The sequence below is a fragment of the Nostoc sp. NMS8 genome (assembly GCF_017115045.1).
Lineage (GTDB): Bacteria > Cyanobacteriota > Cyanobacteriia > Cyanobacteriales > Nostocaceae > Nostoc.
Window position 1 is genome coordinate 1 of sequence record NZ_JABXKK010000083.1, and the last position, 18,081, is coordinate 18,081.

The following is an 18,081-nucleotide window of genomic DNA, read 5'->3' on the forward strand; positions in this document are numbered from 1 at the left end:
AGAGGCTGTAAATTATATTACCGAAGATGATGCCTTCGGTTGGTTCAACCACTGTGGTCTATTTACCTGAAAATTGCTGTAAATAATGTGCGATTCACTCATGGTAAAGTTTCATGACAAGTTTTAGCACGAGTGAAAAATAAATGCATCTGCCATACTAGCCAAGATCCAACTCGCCAAGCTGCCATTGACAGGGGAGCTGTAGATGAATGTGGGGGTATGTCTAATATATTTTGGTCATAATGTAACCATTTAACTGGTAGATGTCCCATCGGTGTCGTCGGGGATAATTTAAAAGTTAGTTGGTCGTAATTTAACCAGTTTCCCTCTTTTCGCCAACCCAGGCGATCGCCAAGTCTTTTTTCTGTTTCATAATCTATTTGGCCGCCTATTTCGTTCCAAATACTTTGCTGAACACTAAAACCAAAGTAACCATGACTGTATTGCTGCCAAAGTCGATCAATTTTATGAAAAGCTTGGCATGAAAAATTAAGAATATCTTCTTTATAAACTTCATTCCAATCATTCTTGCCCATGACTTGTAGCATTAATTTAGTTGTTTCAATATCAGCTTCTTGCCACTTGTACTGTGTAAGAAGGTTTTGCAATTTACTGTAATCAATATTCCAATTACTTTTAAATTCTGTAGAAAGCTCAATATCAGTATTATTAGGTTGTTCCGCCAATTCTTTTTTTTCGATAAAAAGTTGAGCATAGGAAGAAACAATATCTGTTTCTTCTATCCCTAGCACTTTTTTTTGAGCAACCAGCTGAGTAGACATATAATTAGATATTAGGTAAATCGCTTGATTTAAACTTATCTCATCTTTACTAAAATCAAAGTCATGAACCTGCAAATCTAATAATTTTGACTGAAAAAAAGCATCTTGTAGTCTATCTTTCTTATCATAACTTGCCACTAATAAATTGAGGATGTCATGAGATATCGTACTAGTATCTTGTATCGTTAATAAATTAACTTGAGAATTTAAAGTACTACTTGCTAAATTTTGGATTTCTCCTACAATTGCGTAAAAATCTGCATCTACTTTTACGACATCATCTATTAAAGATTGAAAAGGACTAAAGTAATCTTGTAGAGACTTTTCTAAATTAATTGCGGTTTCAGCTATTTTTGCGATTTCTTGACGAATTTTTGTAGCTCTGACTTGGTATTCATAAATTTCTTGATACACCTCTATATCTTTAAGTATTTTCTGAATAACTTGCTTTTGATTTTTGGTATCTTCCGCTAAATTTTTAATTCCTTCACTGAGTAGTTGTACTTTTTCTAAAATTAAAAAATTAGTATTACTTAACAACAAAATAGATTTTAAATTTTCTTCTTCTTCCGATTTTAAATTATCAATTATTTGACGATTTCTATAATTTTTTATTTCTAGTTTATTTCTTTCTTCATTTACTTTTATAATTTCATGATATTTTTGGTTAAATAGATTTTTCCAGTCATCTATAAATTTTAATAAAAAATTTTGATAACTATTTTTATAAGTTTCTAAAAAATCAATAAGTTGAATATAATCTGTAATTAATAATTTAACCTTTGCTAAAGTTTCTCCTTGACTAATTTCTTTTTTCCATTTAATTATTCCCCAGAAATAAGAATAATATTTAGTACCTTCTTTAATTAAGCTTTGGCATTTTCTAATTTTTCTTTGAACTTTTTTTAGTTTGGGATTTTTTAAAGTAGGAAATTTATAATGTTTTTCGTAAATCGTAATAGATTTATAAGTAACTAACTGTTTTTGCTTTCTAGTTAGCATCATTTGTTTTGAAATATACAAATAGTTACTAAACTCTTACCCATTTCAATATCTCCGGGTTTTTGTTATAGCGGTAGGTTACACCATCCTTAGTAGTCACAGACTTTTCTTGACTAGCTTTGCTTCTGATAGTAGTAAGAGAATAGTCTGTTAATGTCTGAAGCTCTTTATGAGAAAGTCCTATAATTGTGGCGTAGACGCTTTGCAGCTTGTCATTAGACATCGCTGCTGATTCTAGCTTCATTTTAAGTTCATTTTTCGGGTAAACATCTATCGTAATTTGCTCCTTTTGTGATGGTTTAACAGCAATTCCTTTTTGCAATTGATAATCTGGCATAGAAACAAGTTGCCAATTAGATTCTTGTGAAAGTTCTAACACCCATTGATGATAATTAAATAAGCTTTCTCTATGACCAACGCTGATAAAAGTTGTTTTCGTTGATTGTAACTGTTGATATAGATTACCTTCGTTATTTAAATCTAAAGCACTCGTTGCTTCATCTAAGATAGTGAAACTAGGATGTGTAATTAACAGCCGTGCAAAAGCGAGGCGTTGTTGTTCTCCTAAGGACAATATATTTTCCCAAGGAACTTCTGTATCAAAGCCGTCTACACGGGTAAGTAAGTGTTGCAGGTTAACTTGTTGCAAAATGTGTTCAAGTTCGCGATCGCTCATTTTCCTATCTGTGTGAGGATAGAGCAACTGTTCGCGCAAAGTCCCTAAAATGATATAAGGCCGTTGGGGTAAGAATAATACTTCTTCTAGGGGAGGACGCACTAGACGGCCAGTTCCTGCATTCCACAAACCAGCGATCGCTCTCAACAAAGAACTTTTACCCCTACCACTAGGGCCAACAATCAATAACCCTTCACCTGGCTCAACAGCAAATGACAAATTTTCAACAATCACCTGTTCATAATTTGGTGTTTGTAAAGTGACATTCTCAAAAGCTAAACGTTCTTCTTCTATAATTTGAATAGTACTGGCGTTCTCTAGTTGTTTACTAGCAGCCTGTAGCGCATCTGAAAACTCTGCTAAACGCTTTACGTAGCCAGAAAATCGTCCTGAAATCCCAAACTCGGCTATTAGTTCTCCTAGAGCGTTAGAAAACATAAAGCAAGCAAAACTAGCTTGATTTATTTGTCCATAATCAATTTGATCTTGAAGAAATAAAGGTGTAAGAATAAACATCGAGAATACGCTAATGGCAGACTGATATGCTCTGCCAAAAGCGTCTTGTCCCCTCTCTAAATTCAGCCTCTGTTCAGCAGTTTTTAAAACATTATTAAAGCGACGCTGAATTATATTTAATTCTTCATTTTCTCCCTGAAAAAAAGCGATTGATTCAGCGTGATTACGAACATGAGTTAAGCAATAGGCAAAATCTGCTTGAAATGCAAGTTCTTCTTGGCTAAGTTTATTTATTCCTTGATTCAAGTAAACAGCTATTAAATTACCTACAATTGTATAAATGACTAAATAAATTGTAATTTGTGAAGAAACTATCCAGAGAATTATCAAAGAACTTCCCATTTCTAAAGATTTTTCTAATAAAGAAGATGATAATCTCAAGCCAATACTAGTAATAGGTTCTATTTCTTGGGATAAGCGTTGATCTGGATTATCTATATCAGATTTAAAGTTGATTTTATAATAAGCTTGATTGCTTAAATATTTTTCTAAAATATAAAGATTTAGCCATTTGTACCAGTCAAGAGTTATTTTTTTTCTGACATATCTCAAAAGAGTGACTAACAAGACCATCCCGACAATAATGAGACTGGACAGCCATAAAGTACTATTATATTTCTCAAGGTCTCTTTGTTCAATAACGATATCAATTACATAGCGATTCCAGTAACTATTTGCAGCATTTGCACCGACAATTACGAATATTAATAATACTAATATAATGAGCATTACCCATGAGCGAATCACATCTGAAAATGCTCTTCCTTCTGCTTTTGTTGGATACCAATAAGGCCCGGCAACTACTTTCACATCCTGCCAAAATTGAATCAAGGTTGAAAAAGGATTTGTTGTATTTTGCTCAGGCACAGATGGAATTTGCATATTCTAAAAATTTAGCCGTTACTAATTACACAAGGAATTCTGAAATGACCTTTGAGAATTAAGTTAGACTCAAAGGCCATTTTTCCTTTAGAGAATGTCTGAAAACTTTTATGGTGTTGTATTTAAGATTTGTAGATATCCCTAAATCCCCCTTACAAGGGCAAGTATTTCGTATTTGGTCATTTTTTAACTATTTCAGCCAACACTGAAATCTTGAAACGACCAAAGTACGTTAAACACTTAAGAATTTTCTCAACTATTTTTGAGATTTTAAAAAACCTCCCCTTGAAAGCCTAAATCCCCCCTTTTTAAGGGGAGTCTGATAACTTGCACCATTCTTAATAAGCGACTGGCGTGGGCTGCTAGGGGGGATCAAATCGAATGCACTAGATCAATGGTTCCTCATCAACAATTTCGACTGTTCTCGGAAAAGGGCCTTGGTCAGGCTCAGTAATGACTACTGGGCTAATATGATGTTTCAGTTTTAGTTTTAACTCATCTGAAATGGGCAATTCTTGAATTTCTTTGAGAAGAAATCTGACAGATTCAGTTTTGCTACGTTCTGTATAGACGAGCTTGAGAATGTTTTCAATTCCAAATCCCGCTATATATTCCCCTAGAACGGCTACCAGCCCAAGCAAGCCTAAACCTCCTAAGAGGCCTAAAGGCCCGCCCAGCGTTGAAAGCATAGCGACAACGGCAGCGACGTTACCCCCTGATGCACCCGTTGCGATCACGAAAAGTATGCCAGGAAGGCCTAAACCGGAAATTTTTTTGACGAGTTCATCCATTGTACTTACCTACAATCCTTATAAAGTGAAAACATGACTAAGAGAGTCATTACTAATTTCTTTTGTGAAGAAATTAAAAATCTTACATCTTGCACCAACTAACTGGTGCAAGATATAAAAAATCTGATTTTAGCCCAACAAAAGACTACACAGTTCATCGATTTGTTGACTTTTGTTAGATATTAGTCGATGGGCTATAGCTTGTAACTGACGAGTATTTTGGAGTTTCGTATTATCTATTTCTTCTAGTTCACTATCTAACAAGGTTTGAAAGCGATAATAAAAACTTTGAGCTTCTTTATCGCTAGGTTCAAACAACTGTTCTAATTCTCCAGCTACCACTTCACTACTACCATCAAACATAATATTTAAAAGCGGTCTTCCCCATTGTAAGAGTCCCCAATTTTTGACTTCTTTATAAGGATAGACACTTGTCAGCGAACCTGTACCTAAAGAAACTACTAAAATATCTTCTGTATTGAGGATTTTTTGGGCTTTTCGTTTACTACTAATTTGTGCTTCTAAAATAGCTAAATGGGCTGGATTATTAGCAAATACTCCACCATCGATTAAAGTATAGGCGATGCCGCTATTGTGGGGGTTTATAAGCCGATGAGGAGCAAAATAAGTCGGAGTAGCACTAGTTGCTAATGCTGCATCTAGGAGCGAAAAACCCCCAGATAACTTCTGAAAATTCTTAGAGGATGTTTGCTGTTTTTCTAGTTGGTTTGTAAAAAATATCGGAATTCGCTGCTCGATATCGTAACTCGTTACAAAAACTTCTTTGAGATTATTTTGTATAAGGGCGTTACCAAAATATTTCTTGAAAATTTCTTCTTTGCTTTCGGAAGGATATTTTGGCTGGAGAAATATATCCTCTAACGGGCCAAGTAGTCTTTCAAACAACGGCTCATAAAATATTTCTACCCCATACTCAATAAATAGCTGTAGGAGATCCTCAGCAGTATATTCAGCTAGTGGCAAGTTATCAGATACATCAGAACTTAATCGGGGTTTAGTTAGTCCAAGTGCTAAAATTCCGCCACTGGAAGTGCCAGTAATTAAATCAAACAAACTGAATATAGGCTTTTGTGTCCGCCTTTCAATTTCTGCTAGGAGTAATGCCGGAATAATACCCCGAATACCGCCTCCATCAATGGAAAGTATTTTATATTTGGGACGGGCTTTTGTATTCATGGTTTCTGGCGATTCCTCCTGAGTTAATATTTGTGCTTGTTGGATATTGACGGGATCTTGAATTTGGTTTGTTTTGGTTTCTTCGTCATCTAGACTGAGAGCGATCGCAGTTGGAATAATCTCGAATTCTTCGCTGTTTATTTCTGTCTGTTGAATTTCCTTTGGTTGGTTTTCGTCGTCGCTTACTAACGGCGATTCCTCCTGAGTTAATATTTGTGCTTGTTGGATATTGACGGAATCTTCAATTCGGTCTGTTTTGGTTTCTTCGTCATCTGGACTAAGAGCGATCGCAGTTGGAATAATCTCGGATTCTTCGCTGTTTGTTTCTGTCTGTTGAATTTCCTTCGGTTGATCTTCGTTGCTTACTAAAGATACCGTTGCTGCTAATAAACTTGTGGTTAGTGGTGAGATATTGTCTTCAGGAATAACTGCTGTCTCAGTTTGTATATCTTCTTGAATATCTTCTTGATTGGATAATTCTGCTGCAAATATAACTGGATTTGACGATTGTGTTGCGAATGGAATTTCTGCTAAAGTCCAAATAGGATTACCACGAAAATTTCCTTGATAAGACTTTCCCTTTTGGTTTTTGACAGTTGTGCCTTGCCCTTCGTCTAATTTCCAGTAAGCCACTAATCCTTCTTCATCTCCGACTATTAGCCCACAACGATGAGTCTGGATTTCTGCTTGAGTACAAGGATAATTCCAAACGCTAATGTTTGCTAATTGTCCTTTGAAATAGACCTGTTTATGTAACGTTGCTCCCAGAGTTATAGAACTTGTTGCTTTGTTTAAAGATGAACCTCTAAGAGAATCGTTGTATTCACGATCGTCAAGGTATACGGCTAGTTGACCACTATTAAAAACAATAGCAAAAAAGTGCCATTGTTCTATAGTTAATTCTCCTTGCCCAAAGGTTTTGATACCCTTGCTAACTGTTTCATCAATGTAGACATCTAGGCTCCCTGCTTCACTGATGCCGAATTCAAAATTATCGCTATATCTCTCTGAAGAACGGGCAAAAAATACATTGCGCGTCCCATAACTAGTGGCTTTATTTGTTAATTCGTATGGATTTACCCATCCTGAAACGGTAAAAGCTGAACTCCCTTGAGCGAAAACGCCGCCAATATCGTTTCTGCCAAAATCTATATAATCATTTACTCCATCAAATGTTAAAACTGTTTGTGTATTTACTAGGTTTATCACAAGGATTTAATCTCCAAATCTCAATAATTCGTAATTTTAAATGAGGGATTTAATATTAATAAACTTAATAGTGAAAACTTACTAACACCTTTCAAAATAGAAGACAAGAAAAATACACAATGCTCAATTTCCTAATTTTTATTAGTCAGTAATACTTCTGCAATCGCCTGTGAAATGGGGTAGTGTGGTGAATATATCTCCATCCAAAAAAATTCCCCGACTGGGTTAACTTCGAGGAATACATGACGACCATCGGGGGTGACAATAATATCAATTGCTCCATAGTTTAAGCCAAAATAAGCCATCAGTTTGAGTAGCTTTTTCTCAATATCTTCTGGCAAATCGTAAGGCTGCCAATTTTTAACTAAGGCTCTCCCTTCTTTGCGCCAGTCGTAAGTAGATCCTTCTAAGTTTTGGGAATCTACTGCGGCAGTAAATACGCGGTGTCCGACAATAGTTGTCCGCAACTCCAGCGCCTTGGGCACATTTTCTTGAAAGGTCATCGGACAAAAACGCAGTCCTTCCATATTCTCCAGATCGTCATTTGTAACTGGAGTGGTAAAAACAACCTTTTCTCGCCCCTGATCATCATAAATAGCAAAGGAAGAAAGCATCTTGGTAACTATACCTTGCTGACACTCTTGAGCAAATTGTTTGACTGCTTCTGGATTGTTTGAGGTTAGAGTACGTGGAGTTACAAGACCAACTTCTCGTGCAACTTGCAATTGCAGTTGCTTATTATTAGCCCGATCCACATTGGATATTTTATCAAAGTGGAATCCCTGAAGGCTGGCAATCATCCCCCTGACTGTGGCGCGACATTCGTTAATTGACGCATCTCTGTATTGCTTGTCCATTGAGTCGGGGATTTTTTGTCCGTAGCGCATCCGCCGATACCAAACTGAGGATACATCACTCAAATCGAGCTTCTGTTCGCCATCAGTAATAATTACCCGTTCAGTATCGTCAGAGTAAATATCTAGCTTGACTTCGGTGGGATATCTGTCTGTATCAAACCGAAATGCTTTTTCTCCTCTAGCCTCAATTTCTTTGATGACTAGAGGAATGCTTTCATTGTCTTTGCTAAACGTGACTATTAATACAGTCATAATTGAGTTGCGCCTAAGATACCCTACAGTAATTGACTTTCTTAATTACGAATTGGTACAAGAGCATCTGCGATCGCACTTGCAATCGGTAAGTCTAAATCCTTTTCTAGCATTCCCCACTCTCCCACAGGGTTGATTTCCAAAAAGACGTATTCGCCTGATGGTGTGACGATGAAATCTAACGCTCCAAATAACAGCCCAAATTTCCCCATAAAGGCTTGCAGACGGCGAATTACTTCATCAGGAAGCTGGTGATGTTGCCATGCGCCAACCTCAACACCAGGTTTACGCCAATCAACTTTGGCTGCTGCATACACATCTGCATTTAGCGCCCCCACAAATACATTACCATTCACATACACCACCCGTAATTCCTGTTGCTTTGGAATTTGCTCTTGAAAAACCATTGGGCAATAGCGCAGTGACTCGGCATCTTCTAAGTCTTCTTCCTTGACGATGCTGGTGTACAGAAAAAACGAGGATTTAGCTTCCATACTGCGCGAAAGAGCAGTTAAGAGCTTACTCACCATTTTGCCGTTGACTTCCTGAAAAAACTCTCGTGCTGCTTGGGCTTTGTTGGTGACAAGAGTCTGGGGAATAACAAAACCTACTTCAGACGCAATCCGTAGTTGACGCAGCTTGTTACTTGCATAATCTATCCGCTCTAAATTATCTACCCACGTAGCTCCCTTCAGGCTGTCCCAAAAACCATCTAAAGTTGCTTGTGATTCTCTAACGCAAGCTTCTCGAAACTTTGGTGCTAATTCTTGACTCAGTTTTGGTTCCCAAATACGGCGCATCCATACAGCTTGCACCTGCTCTGTGCTGATAGAGTGGTTGTTACATTCTATAGTGTGGTAGCTTTTAGACTTATCAAAATGCGCTGTTAATTGTACTTCTAGAGGAAATTTATCAGTATCTAGACGAAATGGTTGCACGCCTTTTTTTGATAAGGCTTCTGCCACTCTATCTATTGTGAAGAAATCACCACTGTGGGTGATTAATAAAACTACATCACGAGATAGGTACATAAAATATATATTTTTTGATGATTTTAAGAGTTAGCTATTAATAAATAGCAAAAAAGATAGCTTTTTAAGACCTAAAATTTTTAAAGAATTGAGATATTTATAAAAGGCAATCACCTCCATGTTATGGATGAAGTAATATGAAAGCGATCGCGTTTTTAAGAGTAGTTTTTAATTATTTGATAATCACTACTCACTTAAATTATGATGAAGCCAATTACAAGGTATTTTCCCAATTAAAAAGGTACTTTCATGTGTAGAAGACTAAATAAATTATTTATCTTCCAAATCTGAAGGAAACTTGTAAGTCCAAGGAACCTCTGTTCCTTCAGTAGCTTGCTCTTCCAAGAAACGCGCAAAGAATGGCACCACTACGGCATCCACTGTTTTGACTGTGTTTGTAGGCATAGAGTTTTCCTTAAAGGAAATTGTTTTTGCAACTACAGATATATCAGTAATTAAATATATTTTCAAGGTCAGTTAAGACAGTTAAGAAGGAATTATTCTAAGAAACTTAAGAAACTTAAGAAACTTAAGAAAAATTTATTTAATAGTTATCAAGATGACCCAATGTCCATCTCCCCCGAAAAAATCGCTCTCACTGATAATTATGATGCCGATAATAACAGGGTTTCGGCACTAACTGAGTGGAACTTTTCACCCAGTACTCTGAACTATCTTTGCATTTATATGTTGGCTTTTGCTTGCTCAATGCAAGCTTTCAAGCGTTCGGCTAAAACCTGAACGTAGGGTTGAGTTATCATTGTTACATGGTTGCCTGGGACAAAATAGACATTAATTGGTTCAGTAGAAAACTTGTTCCAGCCCAAGTCCAAATCCTGTAAAATCTCAGGCTGATTAATAGGCTCTTCTAGATTAGTCTGGCTGGTTCGCAAGAGAGTAATTGAAAGCGGATCGACTTGTTGTGGTACATAGTTAGCCTTAGTATCAGCTTTTAAAGCTTGCAAAAACTGCTTCAAATACGTGGTATCAGCGTCGAGAGGCATAATGTCAAGCCTTTTTAAGTACTCCAGAACATGTTTAAATTGCGCCTCTAGGTCTAATGATGGAAATACATCAGTATCCATATCCAAGTCCTTTGCGTATACAATTTGCATGGTTTTGGCAATACCAATCAGCCACGTAGCATTGTCATCCCATTCATCGTCCCATTCATTTTGCTGTTGTTGAGTATTCGGTGCTGTAGTATCTAGAATGGCAACTAGAGCAATAACCTGTCCCTGACGCAGCAATTGCTGTGCCATTTCATACACGACTTTACCGCCAAAAGAATGGCCTGCCAAAAAATACGGGCCTTGCGGCTGCACAGCCTGCAACGCTTGGATGTATTGACCAGCTATGTCCTCCACTTGTGTAATAGGTACTAATTCTCTATCTAGATGATTTGTTTGGAAACTGTAGAACGGTTGGTCTGAACCCAGACAACGGGCTAAGTTATGTAGGTAGAATGGATTGCCACCAGCACCGGGAATACAAAACAAAGGTGGGTTTGAGCCGTTTGGCTGAAGTGCTACTAAAGGAGACCAGATAGAGATATGAACTTCTTTTTGCACCAGTTCTGCCAACTCTTCAATTGTTGGATGTTGGAAGAGAGTAACGAAGGGGAGACTTTTACCAAACTGCTGTTGAATTTGAGCTAGTAAGTACGGAACTAAAAGAGAATGCCCACCAATGTTAAAAAAGTTATCTTTTACCCCCACCTCGTCAACTTTCAAAATCTGTGACCAAATTTGCACTAGTTGCAGTTCTAATTGATTACGAGGCGCAACAAATCTTTCTAAGTCCCTGCTTTGGGAAGGTGCAGGTAAAGCACGGCGATCTACTTTGCCGTTGGGAGTTAGGGGCAAAGACTTTAAGATGACAAAGGTATTTGGCACCATGTAGTCTGGGACTTTTGCTTTCAGATATTGTCGTAGTTCACTGATTATGGGGGTACAGCGTTGATGTGGCACTACGTAAACAACTAGGCGTTTATCACCTGGATTGTCTTCGCGGGGAATGACACAAGATGCTTGCACATCGTTATGTTGGTTTAATACTGCTTCAATTTCTCCCAACTCGATGCGGAAGCCCCGAATTTTTACCTGATTATCGATGCGTCCCAGGTATTCAATGTTACCATTCGGCAAATAGCGTGCTAAATCTCCTGTTTTGTAGAGGCGACCAGCACCAAAAGGATTAGAAATAAATTTCTCTTGTGTTAATTCTGGACGGTCGAGGTAGCCACGAGCTAATCCCACACCACCAATGTGTAACTCTCCTGGGATACCTACAGGCACTGGTTGTAATTGTGTATCTAGAATGTAAATTTGAGTGTTAGCGATAGGACGACCAATGGGTGCGATCGCATTTTTAGCTTCTAGTTGCTTTGGCTCATTCCTCAGTTGGTAAACACTCGACCAAATTGTAGTTTCTGTCGGCCCGTAGAGATTCCATACTTGGGCACCAGTTTCTAGTAATTGATGGGCTAGTTGAACGCTTAAAGCTTCTCCTCCACACAAGAGTTTCATCCCTAACTTTTGAGTAGATAAACCTGAAGTTAGCAGCATTTGCCAAGTGGCTGGAGTGGCTTGCATCACTGTTATGCCTGACTGCTGTAACTCCAGCAACAGCCTAGCACCATCACTGGCGACTTCACGCGCAACTAATACTACCTTTGCTCCTACCATTAGTGGCAAATATAGTTCCAAAGCCGCAATATCAAAGGATATGGTAGTAACAGCACAGAACGTATCTGAGTCAACTAATCCTGGGCAAAGACTCATGGAAGCTAAAAAGTTGACTACACCGTTATGGCTAACTTGAACTCCTTTTGGCTGGCCTGTGGAACCTGAAGTATAAATTACATATGCCAAGTTCTCTGGTTTGCTGCCAGTGAGCGGATTTTCTGAATTGTGTTGAGCAATGAGTTGGCGATCGCTATCTAAACATACGACCTGTGCAGTATGCTGCGGCAAAGATTCTAACAATGATTGCTGAGTTAACAACACTGGCAGCGCCGCATCTTCAAGCACAAAGTGCAAACGCTCAGTAGGATAGTCTGGGTCAAGTGGCACATACGCTCCACCTGCCTTGAGAATCCCTAACAGTCCCACAACCATTTCTATGGAGCGCTCGACACAAATGCCTACCAGCACATCTGCTCCCACGCCCAAAGAGCGTAAGTAATGCGCCAAATGATTAGCACGATAATTCAATTGCTGGTATGTCAATTGTTGATTTTCAAATACCACCGCAACTGCATCTGGGGTACGCTTTACCTGCTCCTCAAACAACTGATAGATACACTTATCCCCAGGATAATCTGCTTGAGTCTCATTCCACTCAACTAATAATTGCTGTTGCTCAATTTCTGTCAGTAGAGGCAATTGCGAAATCCGCTCTTCTGGGTTAGCGACAATACCTTCCAGCAAGTTAACAAAATGCCCTGCGATACGCTTGATTGTACAAGCCTCAAACAAGTCAGTATTGTATTGCCAGCAAAGTTGCAAAACTCCCTGAGCTTCCATCACCATTAAATTCATATCCAAGTATGCACCGCGTTGATGTCCGAGCAAGTACGGCTCCATCTCAAGCACTTGTTCTCGACTGTGCAATGAATTTTCTGTTGATTCGCACCAACGTTGTCGTTGCCAAGTAAAACTAACTTGACACAAAGGAAAACGACTAGGAACTCGTTGTGGCTGGAGTTGTTCTGCTAACTGAGAAAAAGGGTAATCTTGATGCTTTTGGGCATCTTTAACTGTGTTGCTGACTTGAGTGAGAAATTCTTTAAACGTTGCATTTTCTTGTACAGCAGTTCGTAAAACTATCAGGTTAACGAAGTAACCAACAATATCTTGAAAATCTCCACCCCACCGACCTCTCATCGGGCTTCCTATAAGGATATCTGTTTGATTCGTGTAGCGGTAAAGTTGGACGTAAAATGCTGCTAGCAGAATTTGATAAAGGCTTGTTCCAGAAGCTAGAGCTAGATGCTTGAGTTTTTGAATTAACTGTTCATCTAGCGGTGAAATATATGATGCCCCTTGATAAGTCTGTACAGTCGGGTGCGGTTTGTCTACGAGCAAATTCAAAATTGGCAATTCGCCTGCTAATTTTTGTTGCCAGTATTGCCAAAGTTTTTCTCTTTTGGAGCCTGATAGCATTTCTGACTGCCAGCAAACAAACTCTAGATAAGATTTATTCTCGGTTAAATAATCTGCTGCTTCTGACTGCTCTTGACTATCTTGCTCAATTTCATTAGCATACAAAGCTTGAAATTCACTCAGCAGTAAATCAAAAGACCACATATCACCTGCAATATGGTGCATTGTTAGCAAAAGAATGTGTTCTCTTGCTGAAAGAATAAATAAATTAACTCTTAAAACTGAATCTTTTTCTAAGTTAAAAGGGCGGTCAGTTATAGCAAATATTTTATCTTTTAAATGGTCTTGATTCCAATTGCTAGAATCTGTTGTCTCAAGATTAAATTTTTGTTTTTGATTAACCTGCTGAACTGGTTTGCCTTCATGACTAGTATATGTGGTTCTCAGAATAGGATGATGTTCAATAATTTTATTCCATACACGATTGACGATAGCAATATTTAAATAAGAATTAATTTTTACAGTAATAAATATATTATAAGCAATGCTATCTGGATCAATTTGGTAGATAAACCAAATCGCTTCTTGACCATAAGAGAGTGGGTAAATTGTTTTGGCAATGCTATTGAGCATAATCTTTTAAAACCTTATTAAAGTAATTTACAGTTCTAAAAAGTATAAGGGTCTATCTACTAGACTTTAAGCCATTTCAACATTTTTGCGTCTTTATCATAGCGGTACGTCAACCCGTCCCTAGTAATGATAGAATCTCCTCTGCTTGCCTTACTTCTGATAGTGCTAATGGAATAGTTAGTTAATTCACTTATTTCCTTATGAGAAAGCCCTTCAATTTTGATTGTTTCCGTCAATATTTGTGATTGACTTTGCAGTTCATTATTAGGCGTGTTTTGAATATTTATTATTTGTTGATTTCGATAATCCTGCACAGTTAAAAGTTGCCAACTAGAATCTTGTGAAAGTTCCAGAACCCATTGATGATAATTAAATAAACTTTCTCGATGCCCAACACTAATAAACGTCGTTTTCGTCTCTTGTAACTGTTGATATAAATTTCCTTCATTCTTCAAATCTAAGGCACTTGTTGCTTCATCTAATATAGTGAACCTGGGATTAGTCACCAAGAGGCGTGCGAAAGCTAGGCGTTGTTGTTCTCCCAAGGACAATATATTCTCCCAAGGAACTTCAGTATCAAAACCTTCAACTCGACTTAGCAAGTTTTGCAGGTTAACTTGTTGCAAAACTTCTTTGAGTTCTGCGTCGGTCAATTGACGATTAGTTTTAGGATAAAGCAACTGTTCGCGCAAAGTTCCTAGAATTATATAAGGACGTTGGGGTAAAAATAATACTTCTTTTAGGGGAGGACGCACCAAACGACCTGTTCCTGCATTCCACAAACCAGCGATCGCTCTCAACATCGAACTTTTACCCCTACCACTTGGCCCAACGATCAATAAACCTTCTCCAGGCTGAACAGTTAGTGACAAGTTTTCGACGATCACCTGTTCATAGTTTGGGGTTTGTAAAGTGACGTTCTCAAAAGCAAAATAATTCTCTTCTATTGTTTTAATAGTACCGACGTTTTCAGGTTCTTTTGCCACTGCTTCTAAGGCATCGGAAAAATCAGATAACCGCTCAACATAACTAGAAAATCGCCCAGAAACGCCAAATTCAGCTATTAACTCTTCCAAAGCACCAGCAAAGAAATAGCAAGCTGTAGTAGCTTGTCCAATTTGTCCGAAATCAATATCACCTCTAATAAATAAAGGTGCAAGTACTAAGAGTGTAAGGAATTCGATAGTAGCCCGATATCCCCTGTTAAAAATTGCCTGATTTCTTTCCCAATTAATCTTTTCTTTAATGTTTTTTATGAGGATACTAAATCTACGTTGAATTATATTCAGTTCTTGTTTTTCTCCTTGAAAAAAAGCTATTGACTCAGCGTGATTGCGGACATGAGTTAGACAATAACTATAATCAGCTTTAGATTCAAGTTCTGCTTGATTAATCTTAATTAATTCTTTATTTAAGTAAACAGCAATCAAATTACCTATGATTGTATAGAGAAGCAGAGCAACAGCTATCTGTTGGGAAATTGACCAGACAACTATTAAAAAAGTTATCATTTCTAGTGCTTTTTCTAGTAAAGTAGCTGAAAAACTGAGCGCACTACTGGTTATCGGTTCAATTTCTTGAGCTAAACGTTGATCCGGGTTATCAATATCAGCTTGAAAATTGATTTTATAATAAGCACGATTGCTCAAATATTTATTTAAAATATGATTATCGAGCCATTGATACCAATCAAGAGAAATTTGTTTTCTAATAAATTTAGTAAATCCTATTAAAAGCGTTATAAAGACCAGTCCAACAGCATAAAGTGATAAAGTATAGGTAAATTTAGAATAATCTTTTTCTTGAATTATGACATCGATTAAATAGCGATGAATAAAACTATTATAAGTAGTTGCAGCTACAAGGGCCAATATTAGCAATATTAGGAGAATAAGCATTCCCCAGGCGCGAAGAACGTCTGAAAAGGCTCTATCTCCTGGTTTTGTTGGATACCAGTAAGGGCCGGCGATCGCTCTTATATCTTTCCAGAATTGAATAAAATCTGAAAATACATTTGTTGAGGGTTGAACTTGAACAACTTGGGTTGGCATATTTTAGAGATAAACTGAAATATTTTAGAATTAGATTTAATACTTTTTGGTGTTAAATAATCAGCACGAACTTTTCAACTCATATTACCTAATTGTTGAGTGCGGCTCAGAGCAGCAAGCACTGCATTAGAAATCACAGTTCGCATACCACCTTTTTCTAACTCGTAAAGACCAGCAGCAGTCACTCCCCCAGGACTTGTCACCTTGTTTCGTAAGACTGCTGGATGTTCGTGAGTCTGAAACATAAGTTCTACACTACCAGCAATCGTATGCAATGTTAGTTCTTGGGCTTGTGTCCGAGTTAAACCGATCTGAACCCCAGCATCAATCATCGCTTCGATGTAAAGAAACACAAATCCAGTCCCCGCGCTACTCAATGCCGTTGCCATATCAAGGTAATGTTCATTTTGAGTAGCAAATTCCTTGCCTAATGCTTGTAAAATGTCTTGAGTATGCGATCGCTGTATTTCTGTCACACTTGATGATGCGCTCCACACCGTAGTCCCATGACCAACTTGTACTGCAATATTCGGCATTGTACGCACAACAGCAGGATGATTCAACCCTTGGCACAGAGATGAAACACTTGCTCCACTCACAATACTAATTACTAAAGCATCAGGTGAAATTTTACCCTTTAGCATAGCCATCACCTCTACCAAAACCTGCGGTTTCACTGCCAATATCACGATGGATGCGCCTTGTACTGCTTCTATATTGCAGGTTGTAGTACGTACTCCATATTCTTTTTCTAAATAAAGGCATCGCGCAGAAACCGGATTGCTGACAATAATTAGCTCAGATTTTTCAACAGTTTTCGTCGATAACAATCTACTAATTATCATTTCGCCCATTGTGCCACCGCCAATCAAGGCAATTTTTAAATCTGTAAGCATATTTTCTCCCTATTATCCAAGTCATTTGATATGTGGTTGGCATCAAGATAGATTAGGTTGAATCACAGCTTTTAATACAGAGCCTTCCTCTACATCTGCCAGGGCTTGATTAATTTCTTGTAGTGTGTATGAACGACTAATTATACTTTCCCAAGCAATATTTTTACTAGAATCACTATGACGTTTTAGTAATTCAATCATTCTATAAAAATGGCTGAAATCAATTCCCCAAGTTCCGCGAATATCAATATGTTTTAGATTAATCTCTAAGTGGGGATTGATGAGAATTTCACCCGTGTTAGTATAATGACCGACAATAACGTAGCGACCTCCATTTCTGGTCATATTCAAGCCCTCTTTGACAGCAATGGGAATGCCTGTAGCTTCAATAGTGACATCAGCACCGTGTCCATTTGTCAATTCCAAAACCCGCTCAATATGTTGTCGTGGATTGTCAGCCTTAATTGCAAGGGTTTCATCTACACCGAAAGATTTGGCAACTACTAATCTGCTCTCAAATTTATCGATGACAATTACTTTACCCGCACCTGATAGCAAAGCTAGAATTGCCGCACTCAAACCTACAGGCCCAGAACCCTGCACCACGACAACATCGCCAATTTGAATCTGTGCGCGATCGATAGCGTGTAGTGCAGTTGGTAAAGCACATCCCCCAGCAATGAATTGCTTTGGTGAGACTTCTTCAGGTAAAGCGAGAACTTTTACCCCTGGTTTGAGGTAAATTAGTTGAGACCATCCACCGAGTAACCCATCTTTAGCTGAGTAGGTGACACCATAAACTTTGCGTTGGGGACAGCGAGTGGATGCTTTCGCTACTAGACAATACCAGCAGTTGTAACAGGTTTCGTGGACATCGAGAAAGGTGGCGATCGCTCCAGGCTCAATTAAATTACCATTGACATCGCTAACCCGTCCGCCTGTTTCCACCACACGACCAACTGAGAAGTGTCCGGGGATGATGGGATACGGTACTCCCTCTAAACGCCCATGCAGTAAATGTACATCAGTTCCACAAACCTCAGAATATAAGGTTTCAAGAATGATCCCACCCTTTTCCAGAATCGGGTCTGGTAATTGTTGGACTTCAACTGGTTGATTAGGTGCAGTCATTACAGCTGCTAAGGGCATAATATTACTTCCTCACTACGTTTACCAAATTGCTTCCTGCTTCCTACTTAT

Annotated in this window: 11 protein-coding genes; all 11 read right to left on the reverse strand. The window is 38.1% G+C overall.

The window, feature by feature from the left end:
- Positions 1-98: 98 nt before the first annotated feature.
- The gene (locus HWQ39_RS15410; protein WP_366932277.1) at positions 99-1,787 is read right to left on the reverse strand and encodes a GUN4 domain-containing protein; all 1,689 of its coding nucleotides are present in this window, start codon (positions 1,785-1,787) and stop codon (positions 99-101) included.
- A 25-nt stretch (positions 1,788-1,812) separates the two neighbouring features.
- The gene (locus HWQ39_RS15415; protein WP_292846420.1) at positions 1,813-3,858 is read right to left on the reverse strand and encodes an ATP-binding cassette domain-containing protein; all 2,046 of its coding nucleotides are present in this window, start codon (positions 3,856-3,858) and stop codon (positions 1,813-1,815) included.
- Between the two features lie 386 nt (positions 3,859-4,244).
- A complete protein-coding gene (locus HWQ39_RS15420) occupies positions 4,245-4,649 on the reverse strand; it encodes a hypothetical protein (protein WP_292846423.1) in 405 nt (134 codons plus the stop codon).
- Positions 4,650-4,778: 129 nt separating this feature from the next.
- The gene (locus HWQ39_RS15425) at positions 4,779-7,055 is read right to left on the reverse strand and encodes a patatin-like phospholipase family protein (RefSeq protein ID WP_292846426.1); all 2,277 of its coding nucleotides are present in this window, start codon (positions 7,053-7,055) and stop codon (positions 4,779-4,781) included.
- Positions 7,056-7,186: 131 nt separating this feature from the next.
- Complete coding sequence (locus tag HWQ39_RS15430) at positions 7,187-8,164, reverse strand: MvdD family ATP-grasp ribosomal peptide maturase (RefSeq protein ID WP_292846429.1); 978 nt, start codon at positions 8,162-8,164, stop codon at positions 7,187-7,189.
- A gap of 41 nt (positions 8,165-8,205) precedes the next feature.
- On the reverse strand, positions 8,206-9,195 hold the full coding sequence (locus HWQ39_RS15435) for an MvdC family ATP-grasp ribosomal peptide maturase (RefSeq protein ID WP_292846432.1): 990 nt from the start codon (positions 9,193-9,195) through the stop codon (positions 8,206-8,208).
- Between the two features lie 270 nt (positions 9,196-9,465).
- Positions 9,466-9,600: a microviridin/marinostatin family tricyclic proteinase inhibitor gene (locus HWQ39_RS15440; RefSeq protein ID WP_292846435.1), complete on the reverse strand. Its 135-nt coding sequence runs from the start codon at positions 9,598-9,600 to the stop codon at positions 9,466-9,468.
- A 278-nt stretch (positions 9,601-9,878) separates the two neighbouring features.
- Complete coding sequence (locus tag HWQ39_RS15445; protein ID WP_292846438.1) at positions 9,879-13,934, reverse strand: non-ribosomal peptide synthetase; 4,056 nt, start codon at positions 13,932-13,934, stop codon at positions 9,879-9,881.
- A gap of 59 nt (positions 13,935-13,993) precedes the next feature.
- Positions 13,994-15,985, reverse strand: coding sequence for an ATP-binding cassette domain-containing protein (locus HWQ39_RS15450; RefSeq protein WP_292846441.1), 1,992 nt, complete (start codon positions 15,983-15,985; stop codon positions 13,994-13,996).
- A 74-nt stretch (positions 15,986-16,059) separates the two neighbouring features.
- Positions 16,060-16,881 (reverse strand): pyrroline-5-carboxylate reductase, encoded by an 822-nt coding sequence (gene proC / locus HWQ39_RS15455; RefSeq protein WP_292846444.1) that lies wholly within the window; start codon positions 16,879-16,881, stop codon positions 16,060-16,062.
- Between the two features lie 42 nt (positions 16,882-16,923).
- Positions 16,924-18,030: a zinc-binding dehydrogenase gene (locus tag HWQ39_RS15460; RefSeq protein ID WP_292846446.1), complete on the reverse strand. Its 1,107-nt coding sequence runs from the start codon at positions 18,028-18,030 to the stop codon at positions 16,924-16,926.
- Positions 18,031-18,081 lie beyond the last annotated feature (51 nt).

Coding starts and splice junctions, on each gene's coding strand:
- HWQ39_RS15410 (WP_366932277.1), bottom strand. CDS start 1,787: ATGATGCTAACTAGAAAGCAAAAACAGTTAGTTACTTATAAATCTATT.
- HWQ39_RS15415 (WP_292846420.1), bottom strand. CDS start 3,858: ATGCAAATTCCATCTGTGCCTGAGCAAAATACAACAAATCCTTTTTCA.
- HWQ39_RS15420 (WP_292846423.1), bottom strand. CDS start 4,649: ATGGATGAACTCGTCAAAAAAATTTCCGGTTTAGGCCTTCCTGGCATA.
- HWQ39_RS15430 (WP_292846429.1), bottom strand. CDS start 8,164: ATGACTGTATTAATAGTCACGTTTAGCAAAGACAATGAAAGCATTCCT.
- HWQ39_RS15435 (WP_292846432.1), bottom strand. CDS start 9,195: ATGTACCTATCTCGTGATGTAGTTTTATTAATCACCCACAGTGGTGAT.
- HWQ39_RS15440 (WP_292846435.1), bottom strand. CDS start 9,600: ATGCCTACAAACACAGTCAAAACAGTGGATGCCGTAGTGGTGCCATTC.
- HWQ39_RS15445 (WP_292846438.1), bottom strand. CDS start 13,934: ATGCTCAATAGCATTGCCAAAACAATTTACCCACTCTCTTATGGTCAA.
- HWQ39_RS15450 (WP_292846441.1), bottom strand. CDS start 15,985: ATGCCAACCCAAGTTGTTCAAGTTCAACCCTCAACAAATGTATTTTCA.
- proC (WP_292846444.1), bottom strand. CDS start 16,881: ATGCTTACAGATTTAAAAATTGCCTTGATTGGCGGTGGCACAATGGGC.
- HWQ39_RS15460 (WP_292846446.1), bottom strand. CDS start 18,030: ATGCCCTTAGCAGCTGTAATGACTGCACCTAATCAACCAGTTGAAGTC.